This is a genomic window from Pseudomonas sp. Irchel s3b5, assembly GCF_900187435.1.
In the GTDB taxonomy this organism is placed as follows: Bacteria; Pseudomonadota; Gammaproteobacteria; order Pseudomonadales; family Pseudomonadaceae; genus Aquipseudomonas.
In genome coordinates this window covers 117,458-135,906 of the sequence record NZ_FYDY01000005.1, presented here as the reverse complement: position 1 = coordinate 135,906, position 18,449 = coordinate 117,458, and the positions used below count along the sequence as shown (strand labels likewise).

General features: G+C 61.1%; 15 protein-coding genes. 7 read left to right on the top strand and 8 right to left on the bottom strand.

Features of this window, described 5'->3' with window-relative positions:
* Positions 1–198: 198 nt before the first annotated feature.
* The 8 genes from CKW15_RS07820 to CKW15_RS07785 all read right to left on the bottom strand — a co-directional run bounded on the left by CKW15_RS07820 (position 199) and on the right by CKW15_RS07785 (position 9,555).
* Complete coding sequence (locus CKW15_RS07820; RefSeq protein ID WP_095058682.1) at positions 199–1,200, bottom strand: PleD family two-component system response regulator; 1,002 nt, start codon at positions 1,198–1,200, stop codon at positions 199–201.
* 48 nt (positions 1,201–1,248) lie between these two features.
* Positions 1,249–2,259 carry a chemotaxis response regulator protein-glutamate methylesterase gene (locus CKW15_RS07815; RefSeq protein ID WP_095058681.1) on the bottom strand — a complete coding sequence of 337 codons (1,011 nt, stop codon included), beginning with the start codon at positions 2,257–2,259 and terminating at the stop codon, positions 1,249–1,251.
* Positions 2,256–4,532 (bottom strand): hybrid sensor histidine kinase/response regulator, encoded by a 2,277-nt coding sequence (locus CKW15_RS07810; protein ID WP_095151989.1) that lies wholly within the window; start codon positions 4,530–4,532, stop codon positions 2,256–2,258. Before CKW15_RS07810 ends, CKW15_RS07815 begins: the two co-directional genes overlap by 4 nt.
* Positions 4,529–5,209 carry a chemotaxis protein CheW gene (locus CKW15_RS07805; protein WP_095151988.1) on the bottom strand — a complete coding sequence of 227 codons (681 nt, stop codon included), beginning with the start codon at positions 5,207–5,209 and terminating at the stop codon, positions 4,529–4,531. The genes CKW15_RS07810 and CKW15_RS07805 overlap by 4 nt, the downstream gene beginning before the upstream one ends.
* On the bottom strand, positions 5,206–6,477 hold the full coding sequence (locus tag CKW15_RS07800; RefSeq protein ID WP_095151987.1) for a protein-glutamate O-methyltransferase CheR: 1,272 nt from the start codon (positions 6,475–6,477) through the stop codon (positions 5,206–5,208). The genes CKW15_RS07805 and CKW15_RS07800 overlap by 4 nt, the downstream gene beginning before the upstream one ends.
* The gene (locus tag CKW15_RS07795) at positions 6,474–7,010 is read right to left on the bottom strand and encodes a chemotaxis protein CheW (protein WP_095058677.1); all 537 of its coding nucleotides are present in this window, start codon (positions 7,008–7,010) and stop codon (positions 6,474–6,476) included. The genes CKW15_RS07800 and CKW15_RS07795 overlap by 4 nt, the downstream gene beginning before the upstream one ends.
* A complete protein-coding gene (locus tag CKW15_RS07790) occupies positions 7,010–8,632 on the bottom strand; it encodes a methyl-accepting chemotaxis protein (protein WP_095151986.1) in 1,623 nt (540 codons plus the stop codon). The genes CKW15_RS07795 and CKW15_RS07790 overlap by 1 nt, the downstream gene beginning before the upstream one ends.
* A 230-nt stretch (positions 8,633–8,862) precedes the next feature.
* A complete protein-coding gene (locus CKW15_RS07785; protein WP_095151985.1) occupies positions 8,863–9,555 on the bottom strand; it encodes a tellurite resistance TerB family protein in 693 nt (230 codons plus the stop codon).
* A gap of 194 nt (positions 9,556–9,749) precedes the next feature.
* Between CKW15_RS07785 and CKW15_RS07780 the strand changes: the two genes are divergently transcribed.
* The 7 genes from CKW15_RS07780 to CKW15_RS07750 all read left to right on the top strand — a co-directional run bounded on the left by CKW15_RS07780 (position 9,750) and on the right by CKW15_RS07750 (position 18,181).
* Positions 9,750–10,664, top strand: coding sequence for a LysR family transcriptional regulator (locus CKW15_RS07780; RefSeq protein WP_095058674.1), 915 nt, complete (start codon positions 9,750–9,752; stop codon positions 10,662–10,664).
* Positions 10,665–10,765: 101 nt separating this feature from the next.
* Positions 10,766–12,253: a gamma-aminobutyraldehyde dehydrogenase gene (locus CKW15_RS07775; protein WP_095058673.1), complete on the top strand. Its 1,488-nt coding sequence runs from the start codon at positions 10,766–10,768 to the stop codon at positions 12,251–12,253.
* Between the two features lie 225 nt (positions 12,254–12,478).
* Positions 12,479–13,630 (top strand): putative ABC transporter substrate-binding protein YdcS, encoded by a 1,152-nt coding sequence (ydcS, locus tag CKW15_RS07770; protein ID WP_095058672.1) that lies wholly within the window; start codon positions 12,479–12,481, stop codon positions 13,628–13,630.
* A gap of 164 nt (positions 13,631–13,794) precedes the next feature.
* Positions 13,795–14,832, top strand: a complete 1,038-nt coding sequence (locus tag CKW15_RS07765; protein WP_095151984.1) for an ABC transporter ATP-binding protein — start codon at positions 13,795–13,797, stop codon at positions 14,830–14,832.
* A gap of 1 nt (position 14,833) precedes the next feature.
* Positions 14,834–15,781 (top strand): ABC transporter permease, encoded by a 948-nt coding sequence (locus CKW15_RS07760; RefSeq protein ID WP_053162175.1) that lies wholly within the window; start codon positions 14,834–14,836, stop codon positions 15,779–15,781.
* On the top strand, positions 15,771–16,580 hold the full coding sequence (locus tag CKW15_RS07755) for an ABC transporter permease (protein WP_095151983.1): 810 nt from the start codon (positions 15,771–15,773) through the stop codon (positions 16,578–16,580). The genes CKW15_RS07760 and CKW15_RS07755 overlap by 11 nt, the downstream gene beginning before the upstream one ends.
* A gap of 176 nt (positions 16,581–16,756) precedes the next feature.
* Positions 16,757–18,181, top strand: a complete 1,425-nt coding sequence (locus tag CKW15_RS07750) for a gamma-aminobutyraldehyde dehydrogenase (RefSeq protein WP_095151982.1) — start codon at positions 16,757–16,759, stop codon at positions 18,179–18,181.
* Positions 18,182–18,449 lie beyond the last annotated feature (268 nt).

Sequence of the window (18,449 nt, the reverse complement as noted above, 5' to 3'; positions counted from 1 at the left end):
GGAAACAGCTGAAAACGGCAGTCCGCTTGGCCGAAAAGGCACCTTTACAGGCGATCTCTGCAGCGACACGGAACCCTGTGGGAGCCGGGCTTGCCCGCGATGACGGTGTATCAGTCAAAGAAAGCATCGACTGTCAGGCCCTCATCGCGGGCAAGCCCGGCTCCCACAGGTTCTACGTCGCCTGGTAGATGGTGCAGATCACGCCACACCCACCTGATTACGCCCGTTTTTCTTTGCCGAATACAGCCCCTTGTCCGCCGCCGAGATCAGCTCACGGCAGTTGCTGCCCGCTTTGGGGATAATCGTCGACAGGCCGATGCTGACGGTCAGGCTCGAACCTTCGCCAGGCGAGTTGTGCGGAATTTTCAGGGCTGCGACGGTCTGGCGCAGCTTTTCCGCCACCAGTCGCGCGCCACCTGGCGAGGTGTTGGGCAGCACCAGCGAGAACTCTTCGCCGCCGTAGCGGGCCGGCAGGTCGGAAGGCCGGGAGCCGGCGTCCTTGATCGCCGCCGCCACCTTGCGCAGGGCTTCATCGCCTTCCAGGTGGCCGAAGCTGTCGTTGTAGGCTTTGAAGTAGTCGACATCGATCATCAGCAACGACAATTGGCTCTGCTCACGCAGCGAACGGCGCCATTCCAGTTCCATGTATTCATCGAAATGACGACGGTTCGACAGCCCGGTCAAGCCATCGGAGTTCATCAGGCGTTGCAGCACCAGGTTGGTGTCGAGCAACTGCTGCTGACTGACGCGCAGTGCACGATAAGCCGCGTCACGCTGCAACAGCGTCATGTAGGAACGCGAGTGATAGCGGATGCGCGCGACCAGTTCAATGTTGTCCGGCAGCTTGACCAGATAATCGTTGGCCCCGGCCGCGAACGCCGCGCTCTTGATCAGCGGGTCTTCTTTGGTCGACAGCACAATGATCGGGATGTCCTTGGTCGCCGGATGATTGCGGTACTCGCGCACCAGGCTCAGGCCGTCAAGGCCGGGCATGACCAGGTCCTGCAGGATCACTGTCGGCTTGATGCGCACCGCGTGGGCGATGGCCTGGTGCGGGTCGGCGCAGAAGTGGAAGTCGATATTCTCTTCGTTCGCCAACCCGCGGCGCACGGCTTCGCCGATCATGGCCTGATCGTCTACCAGCAACACCATGGCCGCGTTTTCGTCGGTCTTGAAGTCGTCGAGCTGTAAATCATTCATGGGCGTTCACCTGAATACTGCCTGGGCCAGGACTGCTGAAAAAACCATTCATTTAGTAAATATCTCCAGCAATCGTGGCGCTATCTTGTTCAGCGGACGAATCTCTGCCGCAGCGTCGATGGCCGCAGCCGCTTTCGGCATGCCATACACCGCACTGCTGTTCTGGTCTTGTGCGATGGTCAGGTAACCCTGTTGGCGCATGAGTTTAAGCCCCTGAGCGCCATCACGCCCCATGCCGGTGAGCAAAACACCGACGGCATCACCATTCCAGTAATTGGCCACACTCTCGAAGAAAACGTCGATGGAGGGTCGATAAATTTCATCGACCGGTTCAGCGGTATACGCCAGCGTGCCGTTTTTCAACAAGCGAATATGGTGATTGGTGCCGGCCAGCAACACCGTGCCGCTTTGCGGCGGCTCACCTTCCTGGGCCAGGCGCACATCAAGGCCACTGGTGCTGCCGAGCCATTCAGCCATGCCGGCGGCGAATACCTGATCAACGTGCTGCACCAGCACAATGGCCGGTGAAAAGTGGCGCGGCAGCCCCTTGAGCAGGACTTCCAACGCGGCCGGCCCGCCAGCGGACGAGCCGATGGCGATCAGGCTTTGGCACGACCCCGTACTGCGTAACGGGGCCGGAGCTTGATTCGGCCGGTTGCCTTTCTCGCCGATCAACCAGCCGATGTTGATGATTTTACGCAACAACGGCGCGGCGGCTTCCTGGGCATTGCCTGCGCCGAGGGCCGGGGTGTCGACCACATCCAGCGCGCCATGGCCCATGGCTTCGAAGACGCGGTGCACGTTCTGTTGACGATCCACGGTGACGATGACGATGGCGCAGGGGCTTTCCTCCATGATCCGGCGGGTTGCCTCGACGCCATCCATCACCGGCATGATCAGGTCCATCAGGATCAGGTCCGGCGTGTCCTGCGCGCACAAGTGCACCGCTTCGCTGCCATTGCCCGCCACCCAGACCACCTGATGCGACGGCTCGAACGCCAGGGCGCGGCGCAAGGCCTCTACCGCCATGGGCATATCGTTGACGATTGCAATCCTCATGCCCTTGCTCCTCCAATGAGCTCGACGACTGCATCGAGCAAGGCGTCATCATGAAAACTGGCCTTGGCCAAATAATAGTCGGCTCCGGCATCCAGTCCACGACGGCGATCTTCCTCGCGATCCTTGTAGGACACCACCATCACCGGCAGCGATTGCAGACGCGTATCCCGACGCAGCAAAGTGACCAGCTCGATGCCGTCCATGCGCGGCATATCAATGTCCGTGATCAACAGATCGAATGCCTCTGAACGCAGGGCGTTCCAGCCATCCATGCCGTCCACCGCGACGGCCACATCGTAGCCGCGATTGAGCAAGAGCTTGCGTTGCAACTCTCGCACGGTCAGGGAATCGTCGACCACCAGAATCCGTTTGCGAGCCGCTTCGACCACCTGACTGCTGTGACGCGCAATGCGCTCCAGGCGCCCGGTATTGAGCAGTTTGTCCACCGAGCGCAGCATGTCTTCGACGTCGACGATCAGCACCACCGAACCGTCATCGAGCAAGGCTCCGGCAGAAATGTCCTGCACCTTGCCCAGACGCTCATCCAGTGGCAGCACCACCAAGGTCCGCTCGCCGATAAAGCGCTCGACCGCCACGCCGTAGATCGCATCGCGCTCGCGAATCACCACGACTTTCAGGGTTTGCTGGTCGCTCTGGCTCGCCGGACGCTGCAACAATTGGCTGGCCGCCACGAGGCCGACATGCCGGCCTTCATGCCAGAAATGCTGACGCCCCTCGACCTGCACGATGTCCGAGGGTTCCAGGTCGCACATGCGTTCGATGTGAGCCAACGGGAAGGCGTAAGCCTCAGCGCCGACTTCCACCACCAGGCTGCGCACCACCGACAAGGTCAGCGGTACCTCGAGATGAAAACGGCTGCCCTCGCCCGCCGTTTGTTCCAGCTCCACCGCGCCGCGCAACTGGCGGACCATGTGTTGCACCGCGTCCAGCCCGACGCCGCGCCCGGAGACTTCCGTAACGGTGTCGCGCAGGCTGAAGCCCGGCAGGAACAGGAACGTCAGCAGCTCGTCTTCACTTAACTGAGCGGCCGTTTCAGACGGTGAGAGATTGCGTTCAACGATGCTGCGACGGACCTTTTCCAGATCGACGCCATTGCCGTCATCGCTCAATTCCAGCACCAACAGGCCGGCCTGATGGGAGGCACGCAAACGGATCACGCCTTCCGCCGGTTTGCCCGCCAGCAGGCGTTGTTCCGGGGTTTCGATGCCGTGATCGACTGCGTTGCGCAGCAAATGGGTCAGCGGCGCTTCGAGCTTTTCCAGCACGTCGCGATCGACCTGGGTTTTCTCGCCCTCGATCTCCAGCCGCACTTGCTTGCCCAAGTCGCGTCCCAGATCGCGGACCATGCGCGCTTGCCCGGTCAACACATCGGCGAACGGCCGCATGCGACAGGCCAGTGCCGTGTCATATAACACCTGCGCGCGCTGACTGGCCTGCCAGGCGAACTCATCGAGTTCGGCATTTTTCGCCACCAGCAATTGCTGGGATTCCGCCAGCAACCGCCGCGCATCTTCGAGCGATTCCCGTGCTTCCAGACTCAAGGCGTGATCCTTGAGGTGCACGTTGAGATTCTCCAGCGCGCGCAGGCCGTTGCTCTGCATGCGCTTGAGCCGCTGCATGGTTGCCAGGTGCGGTTTGAGCCGCAGGGTTTCCACCAGGGATTTGCTCGATAAATCGAGCAAACTGTTGAGGCGCTCGGCCGTGACGCGCAGGACCCGTTCGCCGTTTTCGGTGGCGCGTTTGGTTTTGCGCGGTGCAGGCGCTGGCGCGGGTTCTACGTCCGGCGCCGGGGCTTCGATCGTGGGCGCGGGCGCCTCGAGCTGTAACTCGGCCATCACCGAAGCGGCGACCGCCAGCGGGGCTGCCGGGTCCAGCAGCCGCGCCATCAACGCCACGTAGGCGTCGATGTTCAACGACGCCGGATTGTTGTTCGGCGTGGCGATGCGCATCAGCAAATCGGTGCCTTGCAGCAACGCATCAATGTGTTCGGGACTCAGCAGCAGACGCCCTTCCTGGGCACTGACCAGGCAGTCCTCCATCACATGAGCGACGCTGACGCCCGCATCGACGCCGACAATTCGTGCCGCGCCCTTGAGCGAGTGCGCCGCGCGCATGCACGATTCAAGGTGATCGGCCTGGGTCGGATCGCGCTCCAGTGCCAGCAGGCCGGTGCTCAGCACCTGGGTCTGGGCTTCGGCCTCCAGGCTGAACAGCTCCAGCAAAGAGGCGTCGCGCATTTGGTCGGGGGTCATGTGAGGCTCCGGGTCACGGCGGACAGCAGCTGTTCTTCATCCAGCCAGCGCAGGCTGCGACCTTTGAATGGCAACACGCCCCGGGTGTACTTGGCACTGGCCTGGGTCCCCGACTGCGACGCGGCATCAAGGATGCGCTCATCAATGGCGTGAATCCCGTCAACTTCGTCCACCGGCACCACGACCGGCCCGCCGTGAGCCGCGATGATCAGCATGCGCGGCATGACTCGCGCACCGCTTGCCACGCTGCCGGCGTCTTCGAGCCCGAGCAAATCCACCAACGACAGACACGCCACCAGCGCACCGCGCACATTCGCCACGCCGAGCAAGGCCCGGGAACGCTGGTGGGGCAAGGAATGAATCGCTTGCAGCGGCGCCACCTCCACCAGACTGCGCGTGGCCAGTCCGAGCCATTCATCGCCGAGGCGGAACATCAACAGCGACCGTGTTTTGACCTCACTCTCGAGCGCGACGGACACGTGCCCGCGATCTTCCTGCTGCAACGCATAACGATCCAGCAAACGCGTCGCCGCCGTCGAATACACCGCGCAGTTACGGCAATGGATATGCTCGCTCAATAGCGGGCAAGACGTGTCCCCATGGATACCGATGCGGTTCCAGCAGTCGTCGATGGCCTGGGCATCCCGGCTGACGCTAAAGGTGTCGGAGACAATCATCGTTTACGCTCACTGTCGGCGGCGCGTGTGCTGCGGGCGGCACGCTCCTGCAATCGTCTGGCACCCGCCGTGTCGCCCTGGGCTTGCAGCAACGCCGCCAGGTGCATCAACGCTTCGGGATGTTGCGGTTCGAGGTACAACGCCTTGCGGTAAAAACCCTGGGCTTCGAAGGCATTGCCGGCCACATCGCTGAGCAGCCCCAACCAGCAGAACACCTGGGCCACGGGTTCATGGCTGCGCAAATAACGTTCACAGGCGGCTCGCGCTTCGGCACTTTTGCCTTCGTTAGCCAGGGCTCCGATGTTCGCCAGCAATGCGACGGTGTCGGAGACCGACGTTTTGGGCGCAAAAACCGCGGGTTCGGCGCTGGCAAACGGACGGTTGCGCACCACGGTCGAGTGGCGACTGCGCGGCACCGATGGCACCGGTAACGGCGCGGGAACCAACGTCGGCAGCGGCAATGGCTCCGGCGCCCCTTGCCGACTGAAAGCAAAGGACTGCGCGATACCCATCGAACGCATACCAAAACGCCCCAGCAGACCGCCCTCGGCCGGCCCGATAAACAGCACACCGTCGACGTGGGTCAGGCGCTTGAGCACCTCGAATACCTGCTTCTGCGTCGTTTGATCGAAATAGATCAGCAGGTTGCGGCAGAACACGAAATCAAACGCCGGCTCATTGGCGAGCAAGACCGGGTCCAGCAAATTGCCGACCTGCAAACGCACTTGTTCGAGTACCCGTTGATTGAGGCGGTAGCCCTCACCTTCGGCGCTGAAATGGCGATCACGAAACTCGATATCCTGACCGCGAAAGGAGTTTCTCCCGTACACCGCCCGCCTGGCTTTTTCCACCGACAACGGGCTCACATCCATGCCGTCAACTTTGAACTGGTGCGGCTTGAGCCCGGCATCGAGCAGTGCCATGGCAATCGAATACGGCTCTTCACCAGTGGAACACGGCAGGCTGAGAATCCGCAGTGCGCGCAAGTTGTTGATCTCGACCAGGCGTTTGCTCGCCAGTTTGGCCAGGGTAGCGAAGGATTCCGGGTAACGAAAGAACCAGGTTTCCGGGACGATCACCGCTTCGATCAACGCGTGCTGTTCGTCACGCGATCCCTGCAACGTGAGCCAGTATTCATCGACTGTCTGCGCTTGCGCAGCCTGACTGCGCTGGCGTACGGCGCGCTCAATGATGGCCGGCCCCACCGACGTCACGTCGAGGCCGATGCGCTCCTTGAGGAAGTCGAAAAACCGCTGATCACTACTCATGACCGTCCCTCAAGCAGCGCCAGGTCCAACGGCGGCGACGGGAACAGCAGCGCGCGAACCTGATCGTCCAGCAAATCGGCGACCCGCACCCATTGCAGCAAGCCTTGCTCGTCCTTGCGAACCGGCCCCAGGTAAGGCGTCTGGCGATTGTCCAGGCCGTAGGGTTGAAAGTCCGCCGGATCGCAACGCAAGGTGTCGGTGGCTTGCTCCAGAATCAGCCCGAGCAATTGTGCTTCAGCGGTCTCATCGGGACGGTAATTGACCAACACCAGTCGCGTGCTGGTGCGTGCCAGGGCAGGCCTACCAAAGGTCAGCGCGCTCAGGTCGATCACCGGCACCACCGCCCCACGATAGGCGAACACCCCGGCGACCCAGTCGGGTGTATGGGGAATCGGTTTCAACGGCAGACACGGCAACACTTCCGCCACCTCGATGGCCTTCAGGGCATACCGTTCGCTACCGATGCGAAACACCAGGAACAACGCGTGCAACGCCTGCTTCACAGCAGGACGTTTAGCCGTGATTTCGCTCATCAGACTTTGAATCGCGAAACGCCGCTGCGCAGCCCGACGGCCACCTGACTCAGCTCATCGATGGCGAAGCTGGCCTGACGCAAGGACTCGACCGTCTGGCTGCTGGCATCACCCAATTGCACCAGCGCGTGATTGATCTGTTCGGCACCGGTGGCCTGGGCCTGCATGCCTTCGTTGACCATCAGCACGCGCGGCGCCAGCGCCTGCACCTGATGAATGATCTGCGACAGCTGCTCGCCGACCTGCTGCACTTCGGACATGCCGCGACGCACTTCTTCGGAGAACTTGTCCATGCCCATGACCCCGGCCGAAACCGCCGACTGAATCTCGCGCACCATCTGCTCGATGTCGTACGTGGCGACAGCCGTCTGGTCTGCCAGACGCCGCACTTCCGTGGCAACCACGGCAAAGCCACGACCGTATTCACCGGCCTTTTCAGCTTCGATGGCGGCGTTGAGCGACAACAGGTTGGTCTGGTCGGCCACCTTGACGATGGTCACGACCACCTGATTGATGTTGCCGGCCTTCTCATTGAGGATCGCCAGTTTGGCGTTGACCAGATCGGCCGCGCCCATCACCGAATGCATGGTTTCTTCCATGCGCGCCAGCCCTTGCTGGCCAGAACCGGCGGCCACCGAAGCCTGATCGGCGGCGGTGGACACTTCGGTCATGGTGCGCACCAGATCGCGGGAGGTGGCGGCGATTTCACGGGAGGTCGCACCGATCTCGGTGGTGGTCGCCGCGGTTTCGGTGGCAGTGGCCTGTTGTTGCTTGGAGGTGGCAGCAATCTCGGTGACGGACGTGGTGACCTGCACCGACGAGCGCTGGGCCTGGGACACCAGGGACGTGAGCTCGGTCATCATGTCGTTGAAGCCGGTTTCCACCGCGCCGAACTCGTCCTTGCGCTCCAGGTTCAGACGACCGCTGAGGTCGCCGGTACGCATGATTTCGAGGATAGTCACGATGCGATTCATCGGCGCCATGATCGCGCGCATCAACAACAGACCACAAAGCGCGGCGGCCAATACCGCCACCAGCAGGGAAACACCCATGCTGATTTTCGCCGCCGCCACCGCGTCATCAATGGCATCCATTGCGTTGTCGGCGACGACTTTGTTCTCGCGAATAATATCGTTGAGTTTCATGCGCCCCTTTGTCCAGGCAGGCGTCAGCCTTGTTTCGAACAGTTCAATTGCCTGATCGCCCTGGTTGCGCTGGTGCAGATCGAGGACAGCGGCCTGAATCTTGTTGAAGTCCAGCACGTCCTGCTCGAAGAGCGCGAACTCGGTCTTGTCCTCATCGGTGGTGACCGTACTGCGGTAGTTGGCAATCTGCTCTTGTAGACGCGTTTCAAATGCCTTGAAGTCCGCCGCATCCTCGGCGTTGATGCCCTGCCCCTTCTTGAGGCCAAGCAACTCCTGCGTCTGCACGTAACTGTCGACCCAGGCACTGCGGATCATGGAGCTGTGATACACCCCGGGAATCGCGTCGTCACGCACGCGCTCCTCGTCGGCTTCAATTTTCAACAACCGCGAATACGAGACGACGACCATCAGAAGCATGATGGCGATAATTACCGCAAAGCTCGCCAAAATGCGTTGGCGCAACGTCCAGTTCTTCACAGTCAGTCCTCGGGGCGGTTTCGAAATGCGAGGAGTATAGCCGAGGGCGGTGTTTCATTTATAAGCCGGTTGCGTGCCGCTTCTCATCCTGCTGAAAAAGCCTGGCACGCCAGTGGCGATACGGCAGAAACAGGCCGTGAATTGGCCGGCATAAAGCAAAAGATCGCAGCCTTCGGATGACGCGGATCCCGTAGGAGCTGCCGAAGGCTGCGATCTTTTAAGCAAACAAACTACATCGAAGCCTGGCGAACCTGCTTCTCTAGCTCGGCCTTCAGCCCCGGCTCCAGTTTGAGCTGGCGTGCCAGTTCGTCGAGATAGGATTTCTCCATGAAGCTCTCTTCATCCACCAGCATCACACTGGCGATGTACATCTCGGCGGCCATTTCCGGGGTCCTGGCAGCGCGGGCGACATCGCTGGGGTCCAGCGGTTTGTTGAGCTCGGCGTGCAGCCAGTGTTGCAGTTCCTGATCGTTATCCAGTTTGGTGAACGCGCCTTCGATCAGCTCGCGCTCACGCGCATCGATATGCCCGTCGGCCTTGGCCGCGGCCACCAGCGCCTTGAGAATCGCCTGACTGTGCTGCTCGACCTCGGCCATCGGCAACCGGTCAAGGGTTTGCGGTTCGGTCTTCGGTGCAATGCCTTGCTGGGTCTGCCAGTTACCGTAGGCCTTGTAGGCAATCACGCCCAACGCCGCGAGACCGCCATAGACCGCCACCTTGCCACCCACCTTGCGGGCTTTCTTGTTACCCAGCAGCAACCCCATTGCCCCCGCCGCCAATGCACCGCCGCTGGCACCGGAAAGCAAACTGCCAAGGCCACCAGAGCTACTGCTCGCCCCCTTGTTCTGCGCGCTGCCGGCCTTGTTTTGCAACATGTCCTGGCCAGACTTGAGTAACTGCTCGAGCAATCCACGGGTGATCATTTGCGCCTCCATAAAAAGGTTTAACCGGTCCTTCAGGCCACCAGACTAGATCGAAAGTGCCCGAAAACTGCCAGCGAGAGTGCTTCCAGATGTTGCTCGACAGCGCGTCAACGCTGACAGGTTGAATCCTCCTTCAGAATTATCGATATACACTGTAACAAATCGATAAAAACAGCCCACCGGGTACCCTCTCCATGATGACCCTGCGTCAAATCCGCCACTTCATCGCCGTTGCCGAGACCGGCTCGATCTCGGCTGCCGCACAAACGGCATTCATCTCCCAGTCGACATTGACCCTGGCGATCCAGCAGCTGGAAGAAGAAATCGGCGTCAGCCTGTTCAGCCGTCACGCCAAGGGCATGACGCTGACCCATCAGGGCCATCAATTCCTGCGCCAGGCACACCTGATTCTGGCCACGGTGGATAACGCCAAGCGCAGCCTGCAACAGAGTACCGACCAGGTCGCAGGACAGTTGATCATCGGCGTGACCAGCCTGGTGGCCGGTTATTACCTGGCGGACTTGCTCACCCGTTTTCAGCGCGCCTACCCCAACGTTGAAATTCGCGTGATGGAAGACGAGCGCCCCTACATCGAGCATTTGTTGGTCAGCGGCGAGATTGATGTCGGCGTGCTGATCCTCTCCAACCTCGAAGATCGCCACGCCTTGCAGACCGAAGTGTTGACTCATTCGCCCCATCGCTTGTGGCTGCCGGCCCAGCATCCCTTGCTTGAACACGACAGCATCAACCTCGCCGACGTGGTTCGCGAGCCGTTGATCCAGCTGAACGTCGATGAAATGGACCGCAACGCACAACGCATGTGGTCCGCCGCGTCGTTGCAGCCGCGCATCACGCTGCGCACCGCCTCGACCGAAGCGGTGCGAAGCCTGGTGGCTGCCGGCTTGGGCGTATCGATCCAGCCCGACATGACTTACCGCCCTTGGTCGCTGGAAGGCGACATCATTGAAGCGCGGCCGATTGCCGACCTGAACCAGACCCTCGATATCGGCTTGGCGTGGCGTCGCGGCACCGCCCGCCCGGCGTTGGTGGATCCGTTTCTCACCGTCGCGCGTGAACAACCCCACGGCAAACGCAAGCCATCTATTTAATCGAACGCCACCTTCAGTATTTAGTATTTGTCGACCTCGGGGCCGCGCACTAGTCTTGTTACATCTATATAAGACGGCCAGCCCCAGTCACAGGGAGCAGCATGGCCACACAAGAAAAGAGAACCCGAAAAATGGCTGGCGCGCAGACCCCGTTGTTCACCGCATTGTTGATCGATGGTGAATTAGTCGCCGGACAAGGCTGCGTCGAGCCGATTCTCAACCCCGCCACCGGGGAGGTTCTCACCCAGATCGCCGAAGCCAGCACCGAACAAGTCGAAGCGGCCATCCTCGCCGCCCACCGCGCCTTCACCGGTTGGTCACGGACCACGCCGCAGCAACGCTCGAACCTGTTGCTGGACATCGCCAACGCCATCGAAAAAAACGCCGACCTGCTCGCTCGCCTCGAATCCATGAACTGTGGCAAGCCGCTGCACCTGGCCCGTCAGGATGACCTGAGCGCTACGGTTGATGTGTTCCGTTTCTTTGCCGGTGCCGTGCGTTGCCAGACTGGCCAGCTCAGCGGTGAATACATGCCTGGCTACACCAGCATGGTCCGGCGCGATCCCATCGGGGTCGTGGCGTCGATTGCGCCATGGAACTACCCGATCATGATGGCCGCGTGGAAAATCGCCCCGGCCCTCGCCGCCGGCAATACGTTGGTGTTCAAGCCGTCGGAACACACGCCGCTGTCGATCCTGGCCCTGGCGCCGGCGCTGGCCGAGATCCTGCCGCGCGGTGTGATCAACATCATTTGTGGTGGCGGTGAAGGCGTCGGCAGCCATTTGGTCAGCCACCCTAAAGTGCGCATGGTGTCGCTGACCGGCGATATCGTCACCGGCCAGAAAATCCTCCAAGCCGCTTCGAAAACGCTCAAGCGCACCCACCTCGAACTCGGCGGCAAGGCCCCGGTGATTGTCTGCAACGATGCCGACATTCAAGCCGTGGTCGAAGGCGTGCGCGCCTACGGCTACTACAACGCTGGCCAGGACTGCACCGCCGCCTGCCGAATCTACGCCCAGGCCGGGATTCATGACCGATTGGTGGCCGAACTCGGCGCCGCCGTCAGCAGCCTGCGCTTTGCCGGCAAACGCGATGCCGACAATGAAATCGGCCCGCTGATCAGCACCCGCCAGCGCGACCGCGTGGCCAGTTTCGTCGAACGAGCCCTCGGCCAGCCGCACATTGAACGGGTAACCGGCGCCGCCGTGCATTCCGGCGCTGGCTTCTATTACCAGCCGACCTTGCTGGCCGGCTGCAAACAGAACGATGAAATCGTCCAGCGCGAAGTGTTCGGGCCGGTGGTTACCGTGACCCGTTTCGATCAACTCGAACAAGCGGTGGATTGGGCCAACGATTCGGAATACGGCCTGGCCTCGTCGGTCTGGACCCAGAACCTCGACAAGGCCATGCAGGTCGCTGCCCGGTTGCAGTACGGCTGCACCTGGATCAACAGCCATTTCATGCTGGTCAGCGAAATGCCCCACGGCGGTTTGAAACGCTCCGGCTACGGCAAAGACCTGTCCAGCGACTCGCTCCAGGACTACAGCGTGGTGCGGCACATCATGGCGCGCCACGGACAGCATTTGTAAAAGAGCACTACGCTAACAATTAGCCGTAAAGGCATTGATGTTGAAACGTTGGAACAAAGCGGTGCCCTTGTAGGCGCTGGCTTGCCAGCGATGGCGTCCATCAGGAGACCGCAAGGTTTGAGGGACTCATCGCCGGCGAGCCTGCTCCTGCAGGATCTTGTTTACGACGTTGAAAACCACGTTCAAAAACTGCCCCGACCATAATTTAAAGAAGAGGGATACCCCATGTTCGTGCACAAGACCGCACTGCTCAGTGCAATCACCACCGCGCTGCTGGCCAGCGTCAGTGTCCAGGCCGCCGAGCCGCTCAAAGCGGTCGGCGCCGGCGAAGGTCAGCTGGATATTGTGGCGTGGCCCGGCTACATCGAACGTGGCGAGAGCGACAAGGCCTACGACTGGGTCACCGGTTTCGAGAAGGAAACCGGCTGCAAGGTCAATGTGAAAACCGCCGCCACTTCCGATGAAATGGTCAGCCTGATGGCCAAGGGTGGGTACGACCTGGTGACGGCATCCGGCGACGCGTCCCTGCGCCTGATCGTCGGCAAGCGTGTGCAGCCGATCAACACCGCGCTGATCCCGAACTGGAAGAGCCTCGACCCTCGCCTCAAGGATGCGCCGTGGTACGTGGTCAACAATCAAACCTATGGCACCCCGTATCAGTGGGGCCCGAACGTGCTGATGTACAACACCAACGTATTCAAGACCCCGCCTACCACCTGGGGTGTGTTGTTCAACGCGGAAAACCTGCCGGACGGCAAGCCGAACAAGGGTCGTGTGCAGGCCTATGACGGCCCGATCTACATCGCCGACGCGGCGCTGTATCTCAAATCAACCAAACCGGAACTGGGTATCCAGAACCCCTACGAACTGACCGAGGCACAGTACAAGGCCGTGCTCGATCTGTTGCGCGCCCAGCAGCCGCTGATCCACCGCTACTGGCATGACACCACCGTGCAAATGAGCGACTTCAAGAACGAAGGCGTAGTCGCCTCCGGTGCCTGGCCTTATCAGGTCAACGGCCTGATGAACGAGAAGCAGCCGATCGCTTCGACCATCCCGAAAGAAGGCGCCACCGGATGGGCCGACACCACCATGCTGCACGCCGAAGCCAAGCACCCGAACTGCGCCTACAAGTGGATGGACTGGTCGCTGCAACCGAAAGTCCAGGGCGACGTAGCGGCGTGGTTCGGTTCGTTGCCAGCGGTGCCGGCAGCGTGCAAGGGCAGTGAACTGCTCGGCGCCGAAGGCTGCAAGACCAACGGTTTCGACCAGTTCGACAAGATCGCCTTCTGGAAAACCCCGCAGGCTGAAGGCGGCAAGTTTGTGCCGTACAGCCGCTGGACCCAGGACTACATCGCGATCATGGGCGGTCGTTAACGCCTCTTATCGCCAGCAAGCCGGCTCCTACACAGTCCACGTACCCCTGTAGGAGCTGGCTTGCCAGCGATAGAGCGCGAAGCGCTCTTCTCTACCGATTCAGCTTTTTCAGAAGTCCAGGCAGGGCCGCTGCGACGGCCTTCGTCTTTTTGGAGCACCGCACCATGAAGCTTGCAGTCCAATTCACCAACGTTTCCCGTCTATTCGGCGAAGTGAAAGCCGTAGACCGGGTTTCCATCGACATCCAGGACGGCGAGTTCTTCTCCATGCTGGGGCCTTCCGGCTCGGGCAAAACCACCTGTTTGCGCCTGATCGCCGGGTTTGAGCAACCGAGCGCAGGTTCCATCCGTATTCATGGCGAAGAGGCCGCCGGCCTGCCGCCGTACCAGCGCGACGTGAACACCGTGTTCCAGGATTACGCGCTGTTCCCGCACATGAACGTTCGCGACAACGTAGCCTACGGCCTGAAAGTCAAAGGCGTGGGCAAAGCTGAACGTCTGAAACGAGCCGAAGAAGCCCTCGACATGGTTGCCCTCGGCGGCTACGGCGAGCGCAAACCGGTACAGCTCTCCGGCGGCCAGCGCCAGCGTGTGGCCCTGGCCCGTGCCTTGGTTAATCGTCCACGGGTTTTGCTGCTCGATGAACCGCTCGGCGCGCTGGACCTGAAGCTGCGCGAGCAAATGCAAAGCGAATTGAAGAAGCTGCAACGCCAACTCGGCATCACCTTCATTTTCGTCACCCACGACCAGACCGAAGCGCTGTCGATGTCCGACCGCGTGGCGGTGTTCAACAAGGGCCGTATCGAACAAGTCGATACACCGCGCAACCTGTACATGAAACCGGCGACCACCTTCGTCGCCGAATTCGTCGGCACCTCGAATGTGATTCGCGGTGACCTGGCCAAGCAGCTCAGTGGCAATCCGCAGCCGTTCTCGATTCGTCCGGAACACGTGCGTTTCGCCGAGGGTCCGCTGGCCAGCCACGAAATCGAAGTCAGCGGTTTGCTGCACGACATCCAGTACCAGGGCAGCGCCACGCGCTATGAACTAAAACTGGAAAACGGCCAGACCCTGAACATCAGCCAGGCCAACAACCAGTGGCTGGACACCAGCGCGCAGCATCAGACCGGGCAACGCCTCAGCGCACGCTGGGCGCGGGAAGCGATGGTCCAGTTGCACGACACCGTTGTGGGTGGGGTGTGACATGAACACCTTGGCTGTTTCTCAATCCCCTTCGGGCGGCTCGCCGTTGCGCAGGTTTTCCAACCTGCTGTATCGCCGGCCGAACCTGTACCTGTCGATGCTGCTGGTGCCGCCGCTGCTATGGTTCGGCGCGATCTACCTGGGCTCGTTGCTGACTTTGCTGTGGCAAGGTTTCTACACCTTCGATGACTTCACCATGGCGGTCACGCCGGACCTGACGCTGGCGAACTTCGCCGCGCTGTTCCAGCCGTCGAACTTCGACATCATCCTGCGCACCTTGGGCATGGCGATTGTCGTGTCGATTGCCAGCGCCATCGTCGCGTTTCCGATTGCCTACTACATGGCGCGTTACACCACCGGCAAGACCAAGGCGTTTTTCTACATCGCCGTGATGATGCCGATGTGGGCCAGTTACATCGTCAAGGCCTACGCCTGGACGTTGCTGCTGGCCAAGGGCGGCGTGGCGCAGTGGTTCGTGCAGCACCTGGGGCTGGAGCCGGTTTTGCAGTTCGTGCTGGGCATTCCGGGCGTGGGCGGCAGCACCTTGTCGACCTCGCACTTGGGGCGCTTCATGGTGTTCGTCTACATCTGGCTGCCGTTCATGATCCTGCCGATCCAGGCCTCGCTGGAACGCCTGCCGCCGTCGCTGCTGCAAGCCTCCGCCGACCTCGGTGCCAAGCCGCGCCAGACCTTCATGCAAGTGATTCTGCCGCTGTCGATCCCGGGCATTGCCGCCGGTTCGATCTTCACGTTTTCACTGACCCTGGGCGATTTCATCGTGCCGCAACTGGTGGGCCCGCCCGGCTACTTCGTCGGCAGCATGGTGTACGCCCAGCAAGGTGCCATCGGCAACATGCCAATGGCTGCAGCCTTCACTCTGGTGCCGATCGTACTGATCGCCATTTACCTGTCCATCGTCAAACGTCTGGGGGCCTTCGATGCACTCTGAAAAGGCTTCACTGGGTCTGAAAATCGCCGCTTGGGGCGGGCTGGTGTTTCTGCACTTCCCGATCCTGATCATCTTCCTGTACGCCTTCAATACCGAAGACGCAGCGTTCAGCTTTCCGCCCAAGGGTTTCACTTGGAAGTGGATCGGCGTGGCGTTCTCGCGGCCGGACGTGCTGGAAGCGATCAAGCTGTCGTTGCAGATTGCCTCGATTGCCACGCTGATCGCCATGGTGCTCGGCACGTTGGCTTCGGCGGCGTTGTATCGCCGCGACTTCTTTGGCAAGCAAGGCATCTCGCTGATGCTGATCCTGCCGATTGCGCTGCCGGGGATCATCACCGGTATCGCGTTGCTGGCGACGTTCAAAACACTGGGGATCGAACCGGGGATGTTCACCATCATCGTCGGCCACGCGACCTTCTGTGTGGTGATCGTCTACAACAACGTCATCGCCCGCTTGCGTCGCACTTCCCACAGTTTGATCGAGGCCTCGATGGACCTCGGCGCCGACGGTTGGCAGACCTTCCGCTACATCATCCTGCCGAACCTCGGCTCGGCGTTGCTGGCCGGCGGCATGCTCGCGTTTGCGCTGTCGTTCGACGAAATCATTGTCACCACCTTCACCGCCGGCCATGAACGCACCCTGCCGCTGTGGCTGCTCAACCAGCTCAGCCGCCCACGGGACGTGCCGGTGACCAACGTCGTGGCAATGCTGGTGATGATGGTGACCATGCTGCCGATCCTTGGTGCTTATTACCTGACCCGCGGCGGCGAAAGCGTTGCGGGCAGTGGCGGCAAGTAACCGACAACCCTTTCCAACTGTGGAAAAAAAACCTTGTAGGAGCCGGCTTGCTGGCGATAGCGGTAGGTCAACCGGCTTAGATGCTGGATCTGATGACGCCATCGCTGGCAAGCCAGCTCCTACAGGAGAACCGGCTTCCACAGAAAAAAACAATCGTCTGTAAGAGGACACTTGCCATGCAAACCAAACTCTTGATCAACGGCCAACTGCTCAACGGCGAAGGCCCCGCCCAAGCGGTGTTCAACCCCGCGCTGGGCCGTGTGCTGGTGGAAATCAACGAAGCCAGCGAAGCCCAGGTCGATGCCGCCGTACGCGCCGCCGACGCCGCATTCGACAGTTGGTCGCAGACCCCGCCGAAAGAGCGTTCGCTGCTGCTGCTCAAACTCGCCGACGTCATCGAAGCCCACGGCGAAGAGCTGGCCAAACTGGAATCGGACAACTGCGGCAAGCCTTACAGTGCCGCGCTGAACGACGAGATCCCGGCGATTGCCGACGTGTTCCGTTTCTTCGCTGGCGCCAGCCGTTGCATGAGCGGTTCGGCCGGTGGCGAGTACCTGCCCGGCCACACCTCGATGATCCGCCGCGATCCGGTGGGCGTGATCGCATCCATCGCGCCGTGGAACTACCCGTTGATGATGGTCGCCTGGAAAATCGCCCCGGCCCTCGCCGCCGGTAATACCGTGGTGCTCAAGCCGTCGGAACAAACCCCGCTGACCGCCCTGCGTCTGGCCGAACTGGCGTCGGAGATTTTCCCGGCCGGCGTGCTCAACCTGGTGTTCGGCCGTGGTCCTACCGTCGGCAGCCCACTGGTCACTCACCCGAAAGTGCGCATGGTGTCGCTGACCGGTTCGATTGCCACCGGTTCGAACATCATTTCCAGCACCGCCGACAGCGTCAAACGCATGCACATGGAGTTGGGCGGCAAAGCCCCGGTGATCATCTTCGACGACGCCGACATCGACGCCGCCGTCGAAGGCATCCGTACCTTCGGGTTCTACAACGCCGGGCAAGACTGCACCGCCGCTTGCCGCATCTATGCGCAGGAAGGCATCTACGAGAAATTCGTCGAGAAGCTTGGCGCGGCCGTCAGCAGCATCAAGTACGGCTTGCAGGATGACCCGTCCACCGAACTCGGCCCACTGATCACCGCGCAACACCGCGACCGCGTGGCCGGTTTCGTCGAGCGCGCCATCGCTCAGCCGCACATTCGTTTGATCACTGGCGGCAAAGCGGTTGAGGGCAATGGATTCTTCTTCGAACCGACCGTGCTGGCCGATGCGCAACAGGACGACGAAATCGTCCGTCGCGAAGTGTTCGGGCCGGTGGTATCCGTCACCAAATTCACCGATGAAGCACAAGTGCTGGGCTGGGCCAACGATTCGGACTACGGTCTGGCCTCTTCCGTGTGGACCGCCGACGTCGGCCGCGCCCATCGCCTATCCGCCCGTTTGCAGTACGGCTGCACCTGGGTGAATACGCACTTCATGCTGGTCAGCGAAATGCCCCACGGCGGTCAGAAATTGTCCGGCTATGGCAAGGACATGTCCATGTATGGGCTGGAGGACTACACCGTCGTTCGGCATGTGATGTTCAAGCACTAAGAAAAAGCATCGCCAGCAAGCCGGCTCCTACACGTCCGCGTCGTTCCTGACTCACACAAAACCTGTAGGAGCTGGCTTGCCAGCGATAGGGGTCACCTCGGTTTCAAGGCAGAAACCGGCAGTACGCACCACCAGGCTCCACCCCAAAGAAAACAAAACAATAACCACCGATCCGGGCGGCGCCCCCAAGGCCCCGTCACCTCTGTAACCGCCGCCGATCGTAGGATTACGTATTCCCAATATTCGAATAGCTAACTGAAAAACTGCA